This window comes from Chryseobacterium hagamense (assembly GCF_007991455.1).
GTDB classification, from domain to species: Bacteria; Bacteroidota; Bacteroidia; order Flavobacteriales; family Weeksellaceae; genus Chryseobacterium; species Chryseobacterium hagamense.
This window is the reverse complement of sequence record NZ_BJYJ01000021.1, coordinates 1-16,344: the sequence shown is the minus strand read 5'-3', so window position 1 is coordinate 16,344 and position 16,344 is coordinate 1. Positions and strand designations below refer to the sequence as shown.

15 protein-coding genes are annotated in these 16,344 nt (G+C 42.2%); 6 read left to right on the top strand and 9 right to left on the bottom strand.

The annotated features are described in order from the left end of the window. Positions 1 to 71 precede the first annotated feature (71 nt). The 6 genes from CHA01nite_RS15395 (at position 72) to CHA01nite_RS15370 (ending at position 5,758) form a co-directional block, all read left to right on the top strand. Positions 72 to 638 (top strand): DUF5606 family protein, encoded by a 567-nt coding sequence (locus tag CHA01nite_RS15395; protein ID WP_146942942.1) that lies wholly within the window; start codon positions 72 to 74, stop codon positions 636 to 638. A 319-nt stretch (positions 639 to 957) separates the two neighbouring features. Next, positions 958 to 1,503 (top strand): peptidoglycan-binding protein LysM, encoded by a 546-nt coding sequence (locus CHA01nite_RS15390; RefSeq protein ID WP_146942940.1) that lies wholly within the window; start codon positions 958 to 960, stop codon positions 1,501 to 1,503. Between the two features lie 19 nt (positions 1,504 to 1,522). Next, positions 1,523 to 4,096 (top strand): phage tail-like protein, encoded by a 2,574-nt coding sequence (locus CHA01nite_RS15385; protein ID WP_146942938.1) that lies wholly within the window; start codon positions 1,523 to 1,525, stop codon positions 4,094 to 4,096. 24 nt (positions 4,097 to 4,120) lie between these two features. Beyond that, positions 4,121 to 4,651, top strand: coding sequence for a phage tail-like protein (locus tag CHA01nite_RS15380; protein ID WP_146942936.1), 531 nt, complete (start codon positions 4,121 to 4,123; stop codon positions 4,649 to 4,651). An 84-nt stretch (positions 4,652 to 4,735) separates the two neighbouring features. After that, on the top strand, positions 4,736 to 5,044 hold the full coding sequence (locus CHA01nite_RS15375) for a hypothetical protein (RefSeq protein WP_146942934.1): 309 nt from the start codon (positions 4,736 to 4,738) through the stop codon (positions 5,042 to 5,044). Positions 5,045 to 5,323: 279 nt separating this feature from the next. Next, positions 5,324 to 5,758, top strand: a complete 435-nt coding sequence (locus CHA01nite_RS15370; protein WP_146942932.1) for a hypothetical protein — start codon at positions 5,324 to 5,326, stop codon at positions 5,756 to 5,758. Positions 5,759 to 6,033: 275 nt separating this feature from the next. On the opposite strand, the gene CHA01nite_RS15365 is transcribed toward CHA01nite_RS15370, so the two are convergent. From CHA01nite_RS15365 to CHA01nite_RS15325, 9 genes are all read right to left on the bottom strand, one after another. Next, on the bottom strand, positions 6,034 to 6,681 hold the full coding sequence (locus tag CHA01nite_RS15365; protein WP_146942930.1) for a response regulator: 648 nt from the start codon (positions 6,679 to 6,681) through the stop codon (positions 6,034 to 6,036). A gap of 3 nt (positions 6,682 to 6,684) precedes the next feature. Beyond that, positions 6,685 to 7,413, bottom strand: coding sequence for a sensor histidine kinase (locus tag CHA01nite_RS15360; protein WP_146942928.1), 729 nt, complete (start codon positions 7,411 to 7,413; stop codon positions 6,685 to 6,687). Between the two features lie 74 nt (positions 7,414 to 7,487). After that, positions 7,488 to 9,470, bottom strand: a complete 1,983-nt coding sequence (locus CHA01nite_RS15355; protein ID WP_146942926.1) for a response regulator — start codon at positions 9,468 to 9,470, stop codon at positions 7,488 to 7,490. A gap of 27 nt (positions 9,471 to 9,497) precedes the next feature. Further along, positions 9,498 to 10,934, bottom strand: a complete 1,437-nt coding sequence (locus CHA01nite_RS15350) for a hypothetical protein (protein ID WP_146942924.1) — start codon at positions 10,932 to 10,934, stop codon at positions 9,498 to 9,500. A 10-nt stretch (positions 10,935 to 10,944) separates the two neighbouring features. Then, positions 10,945 to 13,749: a hypothetical protein gene (locus tag CHA01nite_RS15345; RefSeq protein WP_228458431.1), complete on the bottom strand. Its 2,805-nt coding sequence runs from the start codon at positions 13,747 to 13,749 to the stop codon at positions 10,945 to 10,947. Positions 13,750 to 13,760: 11 nt separating this feature from the next. Beyond that, complete coding sequence (locus CHA01nite_RS15340) at positions 13,761 to 14,561, bottom strand: fimbrial biogenesis chaperone (protein ID WP_228458430.1); 801 nt, start codon at positions 14,559 to 14,561, stop codon at positions 13,761 to 13,763. Between the two features lie 81 nt (positions 14,562 to 14,642). Continuing rightward, on the bottom strand, positions 14,643 to 15,188 hold the full coding sequence (locus tag CHA01nite_RS15335; RefSeq protein WP_146942922.1) for a peptidoglycan-binding protein LysM: 546 nt from the start codon (positions 15,186 to 15,188) through the stop codon (positions 14,643 to 14,645). Positions 15,189 to 15,501: 313 nt separating this feature from the next. Further along, entirely contained in the window at positions 15,502 to 15,810 is a 309-nt protein-coding gene (locus tag CHA01nite_RS15330; RefSeq protein WP_146942920.1) for a hypothetical protein, read from the bottom strand. 138 nt (positions 15,811 to 15,948) lie between these two features. Beyond that, on the bottom strand, positions 15,949 to 16,344 hold a 396-nt coding region (locus CHA01nite_RS15325), incomplete at its 5' end, for a peptidoglycan-binding protein LysM (protein ID WP_146942918.1).

Here is a 16,344-nt window from a genome sequence, read left to right as displayed (position 1 = left end):
AACGCAGAAGGTTCTTACACCGAGCCCGCCGGAGTGCAGGAGCCGACCGCAGAATTAAAAAAATAAAAATTATGCTGTTAGAAAAAATAATTTCAATTTCCGGAAAACCGGGACTTTTTAAATTGGTTTCCCAATTAAAAAACGGATTCATTATCGAAGATGTGACGACCAAGAAAAAAGTAAGCATCGGCAACTCCAGCCAGGTAAGCCTACTGGATAACATTGCGATGTTCACTTTTGATAAAGAAGTTCCTTTGTTCGAAGTTTTTGAAAATATTGCTAAAAACTATAATTACAAAGAAGCGATTCCTCATAAAGCAAGTGATGCCGAACTGAAAGAATTCATGACGGCCTCTCTTCCGGATTATGATACGGGCAGGGTGTATGCTTCCGATATCAAAAAACTGGCACAATGGTACAACATCCTTCAGAAAGCGGGATACATCACTCCGGAGAGCTTCGTAAAATCAGAGCCTGAAACTTTGGACGGCGAGCCGGCCCAGACGGAAGACCTGAATGCAGAAAAGGAAGCGCCTAAAAAAGCCGCTCCGAAAGCTGAAAAGCCTGCCGCTCCGAAAGTAAAAACCACTTCCGCAGCAAAATCCGCTCCGAAAAGCACCCACAGAAAACAGGGATAATTTATTCATGTGAATTCAAAATATAAACCTCGTCAGAAATGACGGGGTTTTTTGTTGGAATTTATAAGAATAAGTAAATATCGGAATATGATATTGATATGGCCGGATTCACGTTATAAAAACATTAAAAACCATTTTACATAATCCCTAAGCACTAAGAATTGCTGAGGGGTTTCTTTTAATCCAGAAGGATCATCCTGTAGTCATTTTACTACACCAGCTTCTATTTTCCACTACAGGGAAACTTTTATCGCCGCCGTAGATTTGTAATGTCAAAAGAGGACAATTAATCAAGAATAAAAAATAAAATAATACGATCATGAGCAGACAAATCGCCATCGCAGCCTTAACCATCGGAGTATTCATCCTAGGAACCAACAATGCCCAGGCTCAGAATACGACTGCCACCACAACGGTAAACATCACCCTGAACGATGTGATCTCGATCGATGCGGGAAGCACGGCCATCGGGAACACGGTTGACTTCAACTACGCTACGGCAGCAGACTACAACTCGGACCAGACCGTTACCAAAGCCAACTCTCTGAAAGTGACTTCAACGAAGAACTTCAATGTGAAAGTGAAAGCAGGGGGCGCCAATTTCATGAACGGAACCAACTTAATCCCTGTCAATGTACTGACCATCAAGGCAGCGGCCGCTTCCGGGACAATGGGAGGAACGAAAAGCGCAGTTGTTTTATCGGCAACGGACCAGACTCTGGTAACCAACGCTCCGCTGGGAAGCGCACTGACCCTGAACCTGGACTACACCATCCCTGCAGCAAAATCGTCATCTTCCGATATTTTAGGTAAACCGGCCGGAACATATACGCAGACAGTCACGTATACTGCGACGGCTTTATAGTAAAAATAGTATCTGTATTATGAAGAACTTTATTCATCCGGTGGATTTAATCATCCTGTTTTTTAGAAATTGCAGAATTGGAATCACACCTTTCAATGTTTTACTTACGGTTTTGTTTGTCTGTACTGCAAATAATTCAGTCTTTTCCCAAAGCTCCGGTAAGCTTTATTTATCCTCTGCAGGAACAGGTTTTGTCTATGATATTACCGGTACAACGCCTTCTACGGTTGCTGCCGCTTTGCCTGCAGGCATTACGGCCCCCGCTTATTATGCCGGTAATAATGGTGCATCAGTCAGTAATCTGGCTGTCGGTTATGATGATACACAAGCCAATCGCCCGCTGGTTTTCCTGAATTCCAATACTGCGGCCAGCAGCCCGCTGTTAAAGAACGGAGTATCAACCGGCCTGACATTGCCTGTCGGAATTGGAGGAATCGGTACAAATAATGTGATCGGACCCTATTTCGGACAGTCTTTCGGATTTAACGGTAAAAACCTTTACAGGCTTTATCCCACCGTTTCAGCCACCCCAATGACCATTACCGGCGATGCCATATGGAACGCTTCGTCTTCCACAATCTTTGCCAGTGACACCTTTTATGATTATCAGAACAACGTATATACGCTTCTGCAGAATCTTTCCGGAACTACTTACACCAGATATTTATATCGTATCGCCATTACCGGCGCCACTACAGCAACCGCAACTCAGATTGCAGCCGTTTCAGGACCTGTAGGGGTAAGAAATGCAGATGCCAACGTCAGTACAGCCACGGATGCAGGAAATGTCCGCGGAACCGCTTATCTGAACGGATATGTGTTTTTAAGTTCCGGAAATGGCAATGATAATGTAGTAATTTACAGGATCAATATAAACACAGGTGTTTCGGAGTACCTCACCCAATATAATGTGGCCAACTTAAGTTCGTCTAACATCGATTTGGCGTCGGTCGACTATTTCCAGCCTTTCGTTTTTACCTGCGGAGCTATGGCGCTTCAGGGGACGGCACCTTACGTATCAGGGACTTCTTCCCAGAGAACGCTTCGTATTCCCGTTTCCAATGTATACACTCCCGGTACCTACACGATTAACGTAACCGGTGCGGATTTTACCAATCCTGCATATTCTGCTGCGATCACTGGCAATACCGCCTTTATTGACGTACCCTTAACATATAACGGAACGGGGCAGGGAGGATACAGGACCTTAACCGTAGACCTGAACGGAAGTACGACCAGCTGTACCTATAAAGCTTTTATCGATGCGGACTCTGACGGGGACGGCATCCTGGACAGTGCAGATCTTGATGACGATAATGATGGAATTCCGGACAGCGCGGAAGGATGCGCCGCTACGGTAACGATGGCCTCCGTATCATCGGCTACCGCTACCAGCTTATCAAATACCAATACAGCTGTTGTCCCGCTTGTCCCGCCGGGCGGAGCCGCATTACCCGGAGGTGGGGTGACCGTTACCAAAACCTCAGGAACCGGAAACGGATGGGGAGTATATACGCCGCCGGTTGCCTCTACGGCTATTTCGGTAAACGGCGCCCAAACGGCTTCTTTTTCCACGACTTATCTGGACCTTGTAGGCACCGTTCCGAGAACCTTAAACATTAATTTTGGAGTATCCGCTAATTTTTTAAGCTCAAATAATAATAGGTATCAGTTTATTATAGGTATCGCCGGATTGGGAGGAGAGAACACTTCCGTTACCAATACATTTTCCGTTCCCTTGACCGTCGCGGCCAATGCCAATGTCTTCAATACCGGAGTGTATTCCTTATTAGACGGTGTTGTTTCCACTACGCCTGGCGTAAGCGGAACGACCTTTACGACCAATACACCTTTCAGTACGCCGCAGGGGTATACCTTTTTTCTTGTGCCTGCGGATGTTGCTTCATTAACCATGACCCTGACCGGAAATAATGACCCGCACGGAATTATTTTCGGAGTATACAACGCCAACTGTACAGCGGATACGGATGGTGACGGAATCATAAACAGCCTGGATCTGGATTCCGATAACGACGGTTGTCTTGATGCCATGGAAGGAGATGAAAATGTTGCCTACAGCATGCTGGTCAGTGCGCATCCGGGTCTTAGTACAGGAACGGGTTCTTCAGCTGCCAATCAAAACCTGTGTAATGCTGCAAATTGTGTAAATATAAATGGTGTTCCCGTCCAGGTAAATGCAGGAGGTCTTGCCGATACATCAGGAACCCAGGGACAGGGCATTGGTGATTCTCAAAATGCTTCCGTATCAGCATGCTATTGTTATAAGCCGGTTGTTACTACCGGTGGAGCAGTTCTTGGTACCTTGCAGGGAATTACTTCCCTCGGAAGAGCAGGTGCAAATAATGCGAACTGGCCGATGGTTAGAAATGGTGCATGGACCGCACTGGAATCCAAGACCAAAGGATTTGTCATCAACAGGCTGACTACAGCGCAAATCTCAGCGATTCCTGCAGTGAACCTGGTTGAAGGTATGATGGTATACAATACGACCTTAGACTGTTTACAGGTTAATACGACAGGTACGCCTGCCGGTTGGTCATGTCTTAATACACAAAGTTGCCCTACGAACTAATTCATAATCCAACGTTTAATAAAAATGAAAAATATATTCATCATATCGTTCACTGTTCTTTCAGGAATGATTTCAGCCCAGGTTGCTATCGGAAAAACAACACTGTCATCACCGGCCGTTTCCCTGGAATTCGGGACAGCAAATCGGGGTATGATTTTACCGTGGGTAACATCTGCGGCTGCAGCAACCGGTGCAGTAAACGGAACAATGATTTACGATCTTACCGATAAAAAAGTGAAAATAAAATATGCTTCTGCCTGGAAAGATCTTTCTGTGGATACAAGCGGGACTACTGTAGACCCGTTAACCAATATAGACGGCACTTTAATTCAGAACGCCGCGACAGAAAATATAAATGCTAAAATGGCTATCGGACCACTTACGTCGACTCCGGGAATTCTGGTACTTGAAGCCAACGATAAAGCCATGGTATTACCCAAAGCAGCGAGTCCGCATCTGAACATTATTAATCCTTCTGCAGGAATGATGGTGTATGATACGGTTAATAAGCAGCTGGCTGTCTTTAACGGTAAAGTTTGGACATTTTGGAAATAAATTAAAAACCGTTGATTCTTTATTCCTTTTGGATAAAGGATCTTACGAAGCAGAAACAGAACTTCTAATTTTTATCTCATGCTTATGATCAACATTATTTTTCAGAAATTTCTTAAGTATCCCGGTAATCAGCTTCAAAATGTATGGATAAGGAATAAAAAAGTGCCGATAACAAAAGTGCTTCATGACCATACAATTTGTGGGAAAACCAAGATAGAAGTAAAGGAATTATTCGGAGAGGAAAAGCTGTGTGACACTTATACCGATAAATGGAAACTACCCATAAAGACTACCCCTAATAAAAAATATTTTTTGGTTTTTTATTTTGAAGATGAGCAGCTTGCAGCAATACGGTATAAATATAAAGTGAAAGAATACAGATCATATTTTTAAAAAAAATAAAGTTTAAGCTGGAGAGTATCCGGGCTGCCGGGCAAAGTGGCAAAGAACGGTCAGATCAACCGGAGGATTTAACAGGTTGGAGATTTATTCTTCAACCTGTTTTAATTGTGTAACGATTTGAAATAATGCGGATTTAAATCACAGTTCTATCATCATCCTGTTTTTACGGATTTACAGGATGGCTGAAATTATATGCATTTATAGAGAATAAATTTGTAATTTAGACCCTTATATGAAAGTCACAGGTATTTTCACTAAAGCTATATTCTCATGAGGCAAATCAGAATATGTTTGGTTTTTATGACGCTTTTGGTACTGGTCAGCTGCTCAGTTTCGACGGAATTCTTTATTCAGAACCTTACCTCTTCAAAACAAACGGTAACGATTAATTTCAGAAAAAATAAATCAGCGGATCCGGATACTGTTTATGATGTACATTTAGACTTTAAATATGAAAACCGGATATCAACACCAAAAGAATTCTCGAAAAGCAAAAGATTAATAACGCTGGAAAAAACAATTGTTAATGACCGTATTACGATTGACATTCCTGCCCATGCCATGTTAAAGATTGAAAAATCAGATCATTTCGATTGGAAATCCAATGTGAAAAGTATTGAAATTAATGATAAACAATATTCCATTGAACAATTGTATCATAAAGCTCAAAAAATAAAATACAATTATATCTATAAAATTGAATAGAAACTGAAAAATGGTGGTCCTGTAAGTGAAATTGTACAATATGCTGATGATGGAGCAGGAATAACCAAAGAAAAAAACATCTGAATTACTTCCGGAATTTTATTTTAAAACTTATTTGCTTCCAGGAGTATTGAAGTAAATAAGCGAAGGATCCGAATGAGGATATATGACTGATTCTTATTTACCGGGATGACAGGCATGGCCCTCAGCAAGCAACGATGAGGGTTGGATGAACAACAGGACACGGAAAGCAGACGGTCTCTTCTGAGAATAGCTTACTGATTATACATCCTGAGAATTTCCACCAGTTCCGGGATAGACCGTATTTTCAGTTTCTCAAAAAGCCTGTTTTTATAGGTGCTGATCGTTGATGAATGGAGGTTCAGCTGATTGGAAATTTCTTTGAGGGGAAGGCCTTCTGCAAGCTTGTTGGCAATTTGCAGTTCGCGGTCGGAAAGCGCTTCGAAGGGGGACGTTTTTGCCGTACCGGTTAAGGATTCTAAAAGAATCGCTTCTTTAACCTGTTCACTTACGTAGCGGCCTTTAGTGAGCATTGCCGTTAAAGCCGCCTCAATGACTTCAGTAGAACTTTGCTTGCTTAGATAGCCGCCGGCACCCATTTTCAGGTAACGCATCCCGTACAGTTCTTCATCCTGTGAAGAAAAGATCAGAATTTTTAATTCAGGCTGGCGGATCTTTATATAATCTATTGCTTCCTGAACCGTACCGTTTGGCATATTAACGTCCATAATAGCCAGATCCAGTTCCTCATTCAGAATCAGTTTGTACAGGGATTTATAATCTTCTACTTCTGAAATCAGGGCATCGGGCATGAGCCGTCTTATCGTTTGTATCAGACCCATCCGGACAATACCATGATCATCTGCTACAACAATACGGATATTTAATTTCAAATCCTTCATTGATTAAAGTTTAGGTAAAAAAAGGGAAACTGTTGTTCCGTTATTTTCAGACGAAATAATGGTAATGTTTCCGCGCATCAAGGATATAAAATTTTTTACAATTTTCAAACTTAATCCGGCACCTTTTTCGCCCGAAGTTCCGAGGAATACGGGGTTATCATAAGTATAGATCCCGGATAAATACTTTTCATTCATTCCCGTTCCGGAATCAGTTACAGAAATCACCATCCGGTCGTCTTCCGTAACCGCTTGTAAATAAATATCCTGCCCCGGCGAGGAAAATTTTACCGCATTGTTTAAAATTTTATCCAAAACATATTCCAGCAACAGGCGGTCGTTGGTAAGGACGGCATTGTGGTCTCCTTTAAAATAAAAATTAATGTTCTTTTCCTGTAATCTGGCAGCGTATTTTTCTTTCAGGTACTGAAAAAGATCCGTTACCATGATTGTAACGGGCTTAATTTTAAATTCCCCGTATTGTGTTTTCAGCCAGGCAGTGCTGTCCTGAACCGTCTGCAGATTCTTCCGGGCATCGCTTTTCACCTGCGGCAATAACTTAAAAAAATCTTCTTCAGTTATGGTCTTTTCTTCCAGCGCTTCAATAAGCCATAGAAAATTTCCGAAAAGTTCTTTTGAGTCATGAGACAACATTGAGATCAGTCCGTTCCTGAAATTGATTTCATTTTCAAGTCTTTCGATTTTTAACTGCAGTCCGTCGATCAAATCATTCATAAAATTCAATATCAAAAGTTAAAAATATACTATATTTTTTAAATAATAGTTTATTATTTACTTTTTTTTCTGATTTATCGGCCAAACCATTTTTGAACCATATCAGACAGCGTCTGTTTCAATAAAGGTTTGGTTAAAAAGTCAGACATCCCGGCCTGCAGGCATTTTTCTTTCTCACCGGGAAGGCTTCCTGCCGTCAGTGCAATAATAGGAATTTCGATATTCTTTTCAAGGGCCCTGATTTGTTGGGTTGCTTCAATGCCGTTGAGACGGGGCATCTGAATATCCATAAAAATAAGATCAGGGCTCTCTTGCTGGTATTTTTCAACCGCTTCCATCCCGTCTTTTGCCTCGATGATCAAAACTTGTGGAATAATATCCTTCAGATGGGTTTTGGTCAGAAGTAAATTAACAACATTATCTTCAGCAATTAAAATTTTTATTTCGCTTCTATTTACTTCGCTTACAACATTTTTTACGGGCTCCGGTTTTTTCTTTTCAGTGCTCTTCAGCGTAGACAGAACCTGGTACATCTGTTTCATCCGGATGGGCTTTACGAGCCTGTTTTCTATTTCCAGTTCGTCACATGCATTCTGTAAATTACGGTCGTCGGATGAGCTGTACAGGACAACACACGGTGCTGCCCGGGTAGCCCCGGCAGTCATATCTTTCATTTTTCTGATGGTTTCAATGCCATCCATAACGGGCATGTGATAATCCATAATGATCACATCGAATTCAGACCTTTCCATGATCAGAAGCAAAGCCTTCAACCCGCTATCGCATTCCACGACTCCGATATTTTTCCGTTCCAGCATCCTTTTCAGGATTCTCCGGTTGTTTTCATTATCGTCCACAATGAGAACGTTCTTAATATCGCTTAAGCTTAAATCATATTCCTCTTCCTCCGTATCAAACTCAATATCAAAGAAAAAATCGCTGCCCTTTCCCGGCTTGCTTTCGACCTGCAAAACACTGCCTGCAAGTGCCAGGATTTGGTTCGAAATGGTAAGTCCCAGACCGGTACCTGCATATCTTTTATTTATACTGCCATCTTCCTGTGAAAATGCATTGAAAATTTCTGACTGATTTTCAATGTTAATTCCGATACCGGTATCGCGGACACCGAACCGGATGCGTTTTTTCCCTTCTCCCAGGTGATGTAAAACTTTCACATATAAAACAATCTCGCCTTCTTCGGTAAATTTCAAAGCATTGCCCAAAAGATTGACGAAAACCTGTTTCAGGCGCATTGCGTCGGTCCATATATACCGGGGTATGGTATCATCAATATCGATGAGCATTTCCAGATGCTTTTTGGTATTGCTGTATGCAACAATATTGAAGGCTTCTGAAACCAGTTCTTCGATTTCCACTTTGTCTAGGTTCAGCTTTAGTTTTTGTTTTTCCAGTTTGGAAAAGTCCAGAATATCGTTAATGATGCTGTATAAGGAAGCTGCGGATTGGTTGATGATTTCCAGATACTGTTTCTGTGTTTCATCCGGATGGGTATCTAAAAGAAGCTCTGTAAAGCCGATGATCCCATTTAGCGGGGTTCTGATTTCATGGCTCATGTTGGCTATAAATTCCGATTTTAAGGCATAGGCTTTTTCTGCCAGCTCTTTTTCTTTACCCAGATGCCATTTCGACGCCTGGTTCAAGATCTTATCGATGAGCTCTTCCTCTGACGGATCCAGATTTTTCTTTTCCCGGTCGAATAAATTCAGATGAACGGTAAGATTGTTTTCAAAGCCGGGGATGGGATAGCTTCTTTGAAATTTAAACTCCGGGTTCCTGAATGCATAAACCGAAGTCTGGCCATCCTGAAGAAAGCGAGGGCTCTGAGGATGAATCTGATCAGGGGCTGCATCACCGGAAGCAATAACATAAACCCGCCCGTCATGGGTCACCGACAAGGTACAAAGCTCTACACCGGTCATCCTGGCAGCAGCGAACACAAAGAAATCAAACGCACCGGCATATTTTTTTTTGAATGTACTTAATTGATCCATATCATGCTGATCCGGCACCTGATTATTGCCGTTAAAATGGTCCATAAGGAAAAGTTGTTTTGGAAAGTAAGGTTAAATTGCCGTAAAGCTGTAATAGATATTAATCGAGTAAGTGGTATTTTCCTTCCCTACCAGACTTTGGGCTCCCGCAGGGGGGATGGTGTATCGTACATTTAGCCCCCGGTCCAGGACAGGTGTTCCGTTGAAAAGTATTTTTTGAGGAGTTTTGGATAAGGGGACATCTGCGGAACTTCCATCCATACCAATCTGCAATATATTGGAATTGATGTCGGTCTGCAGGCCGCCTTTCTTGAAATAATTTTCGTCCGATTTTACATAGAGTTCAAAACTTTCATTGTTGGACAATACAATTTGGTTCGGGATTACCTGTGACTGACCATTGGTGTACTGGGCAGCGGTATTAAAATTGAAGTTTACATTCCGCCCGGAACTGGGGATGGTAATCTCCGACAGGGGGAGTACCTTCAGCTGGACCGCCGTATTCTGCAAACTGTTGATCGAGTTGTCTGCACTTCTGGCATTGAAGTTCAATTCAAAGGTGTAGGTTCCGGCTTCAAAAAAAAGATTTTTAAAATCTTCCGCAGACACATACAGTTCCGGAAGGAAGCTGTTCCGGTTTCCTGCAACCACACTGAAATTAGCCACGGAAAAATTCTGAAAATCGGCAGATAAAGCTTTGGTCGTGAGGGCAGGTCCATTACTTCCCAGCTTGATGGCTGATATATTCCGGGTTCCCGGAACCCCTTTGGAAGAAGTGAACTGAATATTTATGGCAGCCGCTTTAGCCCACAGGCTGAAATCAACCGTATTTGCAAGTTCCGCATTATCCAGACTCAATACCCGGCTGCCTGTGATCCGGTAGTCATTCAAAGAAGATATTTCCACGTATTTTGTCAAAGATGAGGTGATCCATCTCATGGATTGGGGAATAACTAAAATGGTTTTAAAATTACGGGGCACGAAATCATTATAGTTCTGCGTAATATCCATGGAGTAGTTCCCGGCGCGGTACGTATTGGCCGCAAACTGGGCAGCCGGTATTTTAAAGGTAAAATTGATATTTCCCCGGTTGAAGCCTCCTCCGAAAAGAACAGACCCCGGCGGTTCAAACCATCTTACAGCACTTGTACTGAACGACTGAAAACCGGGCAAATAACCCGAATATCCGTTAGCCGGCAGCTGCCCGCCCATACTTTCCAGCTGCCACAGCAGCGTGGAGGCGGGTAAAGTAGATGAGGAGGTAGACTGGGTGAAATTCGGCCCGGATACCGAGGTAAACGTAGGAGCTATGGGCCCTAGTCCAAAAAAAGTGTAATCCCAGTTGGTTCTGTTGGCGTTCGTCATTACCCTTGTGGGGACTGAGGTAAATTCAATCCTGTTAAAAATGTTATTTTCAGGAACCGACAGGTATACATCCTGGGCTTTCGTGGCTGCAGACCCGAAGAGCACAATAAAAATTCCTGTTAAAAAAGCCCTCATCTTTTTCATACTTTTAAATTTAAAACTTTTTCACCTTAATGGTGGTATCTTTCTTCTTATATTCAAAAACCACGGTTTTCGAATAACCTTCTTTCGTCACCTGAATTGTTTGGGTGGGTTGGGTATAGCTGTATTTGTCATTCTCAATATAAAGGTCGTATTTTCCATCCTTCAGGAAAAACTCAAACTCATTTTTTTGGTTAACTACCGCAGTATAGATCTTACCGTCTTCACTTTTTGCATATACCACGATTCCGGTGACATCCGTTTCCAAAGTATCGTAGGCTTGTTTCACCTCGGTTAATCTTCCGCTTACCTTAATGTTTTTTACCAAACCTATTTTGCGGTTGATGTTGTTATCAACCATAATGACAGGATCTATCATTAAACGGGCGCCCGCACTTTCATTTACCTTCAGGGTATAGATACCTTCAGGCACATTCTGGAAAACCACTTTTCCGTTCTTATCCGTCATTGCAACAAAATTGTCCAGTTTCACGATTTCATTCGCAAGTACCGGTTCACCGGCCTCCAGGAGCCCGTTGAAATTTTTATCTTCAAATAACTGGAAAGTCACTTTATGGTTGCCCAGGGCCGTCGCTGCAGCAAAGTATTTTTTAATGCCGATTCTGAACTGGTAATAATTGCCGCTGCTTGAATAAGCGGCTGTGGATTTATAACCTGAAAAATTAAAATAACCTGTGGTAGACCATGAAGGTGAAATTTTATATTCCAGATTACCGCTTACATTGCTGTTCAGGTTTTTATAAAGTTCCGAATAGGAAGTTCCTGCTGAAAAAGATCCGGTCAGATTATTATTCATCATCTGGAAATTATACGAAGCATATACATTGTAGTTGGCGAAATTACGGTCCGTATTGTAATAAGAAGTTAAATCAAAGACATTGATGGCGTTCCATTGGGCTGTTCCGTTGAGGGAAAAGGATTTGTACCGGTAAGACAGGGTTGTTTTAAGGCTGTTGAACCAGTCCGGATTGTCGTTTGCTTTTGAATACGAATATTCCGCCATCAGATTCAATCCGTGCGCACCGAATGTACCGCTGATATTGGTTTCCAGGCGGTAAGAAAAAAGTTCCTGTGCGGTATAAAAACTGGCTGTTCTCTGCCTTTCAACCTTTGGGGCCAGCAGAAAATTCCACTTCTTTAAAGAAACCTGATAACCGGTTCCCAAAGCTTCGGTACTGTTGAAATAATAACGCAGATTAGCGGTATTCCCGGGTTGAATGGGTACATTCTGGAAACTCAGGAATTCGGGGTCTACCTGCGAATTCTGATATTGTATAAAAGCACGCTGAGAATCGGAAAACTGGCGGCCGATCCGCTGATTTGAGATAAAAGATCCCCTCTTGATCCCTGCATAACTTTTGGTAGCAAAGGAATTCACCGATTGGATATCCCACTGTCCTAATTTTCCTTCGTAATTGGCTCCCATCAGAGCACCTGCATTTTCATCCCTGTTCGAAAGGCCTTTTTCGTTGCTCAGACCCATTTCCATACGGATGGTATGCTTATCGTTAACTGAATATGAGGTTACTGCATTCGCCACCTGCGTATCTACGTTAAAGCGCGGATCATGGTCGAAAAGATAAGATACTTTCCCGTTGAATGATTTGGCATTCCCAAAAGCATATTTTGCCCCGGCCATGGTAGATCCTTCCGTCTGTCTGAAATAAGTGCCGTACAGGTTATAATTGTTTTCCAGCGCAAGCACTTCAACCTGATTGTTTTTACCGAATCGGGAAGACACTTTCCCGCCTCTTCCGAAAACCGGGTAATCATAATCGTTGCTGTTAACATTTCCCAGCCGCAATACCGTATTTTTTCTCTCCAGTTCCAGCCAGGTATCATACAGGTTGTAACGGCCGTCCTCAAGGTAGTAATCGGCACCCATATTGAAGCGCGATTTCAGATTCTCAGTCATCCTGAATGAGGTGTTTCCCCTTAACTGAAGATAATTGAAACCTGAACTGTTTTCATTATAGCTGAGTTCCGCAAAATTACTTCCGTTTGTCGCTTCGGTCCCCCGGGCAATCTGTCTGTTGTGCGATAAAATAACCAGGTAGAGCGTATTGCTTCCCACGGTTTTATGATCAAGCAGATCGGTGGCGGTTGCATTAATATTAAATTCCGGATAGAGCGTATTCTGTTTTCTGACTGAAATTTTGATCTCAACCGTTTGTTTTTCCAGGCCTTCCAGAGAAACGGTTTGTTGTCTGGGCATCATTTCCAGGCCATCAGGGATGGATTGCAGATCAATCTTAACGGTCCGCTTACTATAGCCTTGGTTTTCCACAATCAGCTGAATCGAGGATTCGGGCAGGGCAGGATTAATGAAATTTTCGTAGGTGGCCGTATAGATGGCGATGTTTTTGTTCTCGCCTTTGTCAACGAAGAACGAGGCACTTTCAGTCCTGGTAACCGTCGGGGTCGTATATGAAACCTGGAATCTGATCTCATTGGATCTCAGCTTCATAAAATCCAGGTTGGCGATCAGCTTCACGGGAAGATTTTTAGACTGGCCCGCAGCTAAGGTAAAGTCGTTTTTGGGATAGAAAAGCAATCCCGGATATTGTTCTTCAGGGATGATATTCTGAATGGTAACCGTTTCAGAACTTTTATTTTCAATGACCAGGAAATCAGTAAAAGTAGAACCCTTTTCAACCGCTATACTGTCATTTTCAAAATGGATTCGGATATCCTTCTGATCCTGAGCAAAGGCCAACGAAAGGTCCAGAAGAACAAAGGCAAAAAATAAGAGTGTTCTTTTCAGGACTGATATCGGTATTCCATTCTGTGGTTTCAAGACTTCGTTTTTTAAAATTTAAAGTTTTTTTCGCCTACGCGTAAATCATTGGATTCTGCCATTTTGATAATTGCCACGCCCAGGAAGTTCCCTGAGAGGTTCTCCGGTAAAGAAAACTGAACAACCTGATTGGTATCGGGAAGCATGGAGATGGAAATGGCCGGTAATTTTATTTCCTTGCCACTGTCTGTGTTGGTCAGTTCAAACTCAACGGTGGCATCGTTGATGGTGTTTCCGTCATTATGGATGTTCACGGCGACTTTTCTGTTTTTTGTATTGTCACCGCCCACCTCTGAAATATTGGTAATATCCAGGCTCTTCACATGGTTCCCCGGTGGCGTATAAAAAATGTGAAGTCCTACTTCAAATAAAGTAATGATCCCAATACCATTCTGAATACGTGCCTTATCGGCCTGCTGGGGAAGTTGGGTGAAAAACAGCATGCTGTTTGTAACGGCAGAAAGTGATGCGTTTGCCGGAATCTGCATGGTTACTACAATCTCCTTTGTCGTCTTTGCAGGAACGGTAATGGCGTTTTCCAAAGTCGACATCCAGGAGGCATTGGAAGTTTTTGAGCTGCCTGCATCAAGGTAAACCTTATTCCCGTCTTCTTCTCTAACCCAATCTTTATAATTGAGATTAAAAACATAATCCTTATCCGAGCTGTTCTGAAGCGTAACGGTCTTGGTCACTTTTTCCCCGGGATTGCCGGTAAAAAATAAACGGGTAGGCGACATCGAGATGCTTTGTGCCAGAATTGAAGAAGACCCGATGAGGATGAAGAAAATGAAAAGGTAAATAAACTTGCGCATGGTGTAAATTGTTTAAAAATAAAGATTCCCAAAACTACTGAAAACGTAACAAAAGGAACCTTTATAAACTAAAAAAAATTATTATAAAGCTGTTGCAGTATAAGTTACTGTCTGTGTGTACGTTCCGGCCGGTTTTCCTAAGATGTCGGAAGAAGATGATTTTGCTGCCGGGATGGTGTAGTCCAGGTTCAAGGTCAATGCACTTCCAAGCGGAGCGTTGGTTACCAGAGTCTGGTCCGTTGCCGATAAAACAACTGCGCTTTTCGTTCCGCCCATCGTTCCTGAAGCTGCCGCTGCCTTGATGGTCAGAACATTGACAGGGATGAGGTTAACGCCGTTCATGAAATTGGCACCTCCTGCTTTTACTTTGACATTAAAGTTCTTCGTTGAAGTTACTTTCAGAGAGTTGGCTTTGGTAACCGTCTGATCCGAATTGTAGTCTGCTGCCGTCGCGTAGTTGAAATCAACCGTGTTCCCGATGGCCGTACTTCCCGCATCGATCGAAATGACATCGTTCAGAGTGATTTTTGCGGTGGTCGTTGCCGTCATATTCTGAGCCTGGGCATTGTTGGTTCCTGAGATGAATGCTCCGATGGTTAAGGCCGCGATGGCGATTTGTCTTGTCATGATCGTATTATTTTATTTTTTATTCCTGTTTATTTGTCCTCTTTTGAACAATACAAATCTACGGCGGCGATAAAATTTTCCCTGTAGTGGAAAATAGAAGTTGATGTAGTAAAATAACTACACGATCATTCATTTCGTATGAACAGAAAAATCCCCAGTACTTGGGAGTGCTGAGGATTATTTTAAATTCATGATTGCTTACAATGCAATGGAAGTTTATGAAGAATCTTCAGAACAAAACTTTCCCATTCTGTAAAAGCATTCATTAAATGGTAGTAAAGAATAAATTTTTTATCTTTTTGTATGGTAAATATTACTCCTTTATTTTTAACCTTATATTGGTTACAATTTCATCTTTAAAATATAATGATAATGAAGTAAGGGTATTTCCAAACTGATCTGATTCTACAGGATAAGACCATGTCTTGGAAGTGTAAATATGGGCCTCATGTCCAAAAAGTTCACATATTTCCTTTTTGCTTTTCCCGATGGGAATTTTAAATTTGAAAATATCATCAACAAGAGTTTTTCTTTTTTCCGGATGAGTTTTCCAAAGGATGCTGTCAAATTGATGATTACCGATTTCAAGTAAAAACAATAGCTTTTTTATTAGATTTGCCATATGATCTTGTAATTATTTAATGATTACCTGAATTTAATTTATAACTAAAATAGGCCGTTTAACATTGCTTCATAAGATATCTCAGAGTTATATCACTTTCTGAGCTCATTAATTTTTAACGACATAAATAATGTTTTATTATAAAGCCGTTGCTGTATAAGTCACCGTTTGCGTATACGTTCCGGCCGGTTTCCCTAAGATGTCGGAAGAAGATGACTTCGCTGCCGGGATGGTGTAGTCCAGGTTCAGGGTCAGTGCACTTCCAAGCGGAGCATTGGTTACCAGAGTCTGGTCCGTTGCCGATAAAACAACCGCGCTTTTCGTTCCTCCCATGGTTCCTGAAGCTGCCGCGGCTTTGATGGTCAGAACATTGACAGGGATGAGGTTAACGCCGTTCATGAAATTCGCACCTCCCGCTTTTACCTTGACATTGAAGTTCTTTGTTGACGTCACTTTCAGAGAGTTGGCTTTGGTAACCGTCTGGTCCGAGTTGTAATCTGCTGCTGTCGCATAGTTGAAATCAACCGTGTTTCC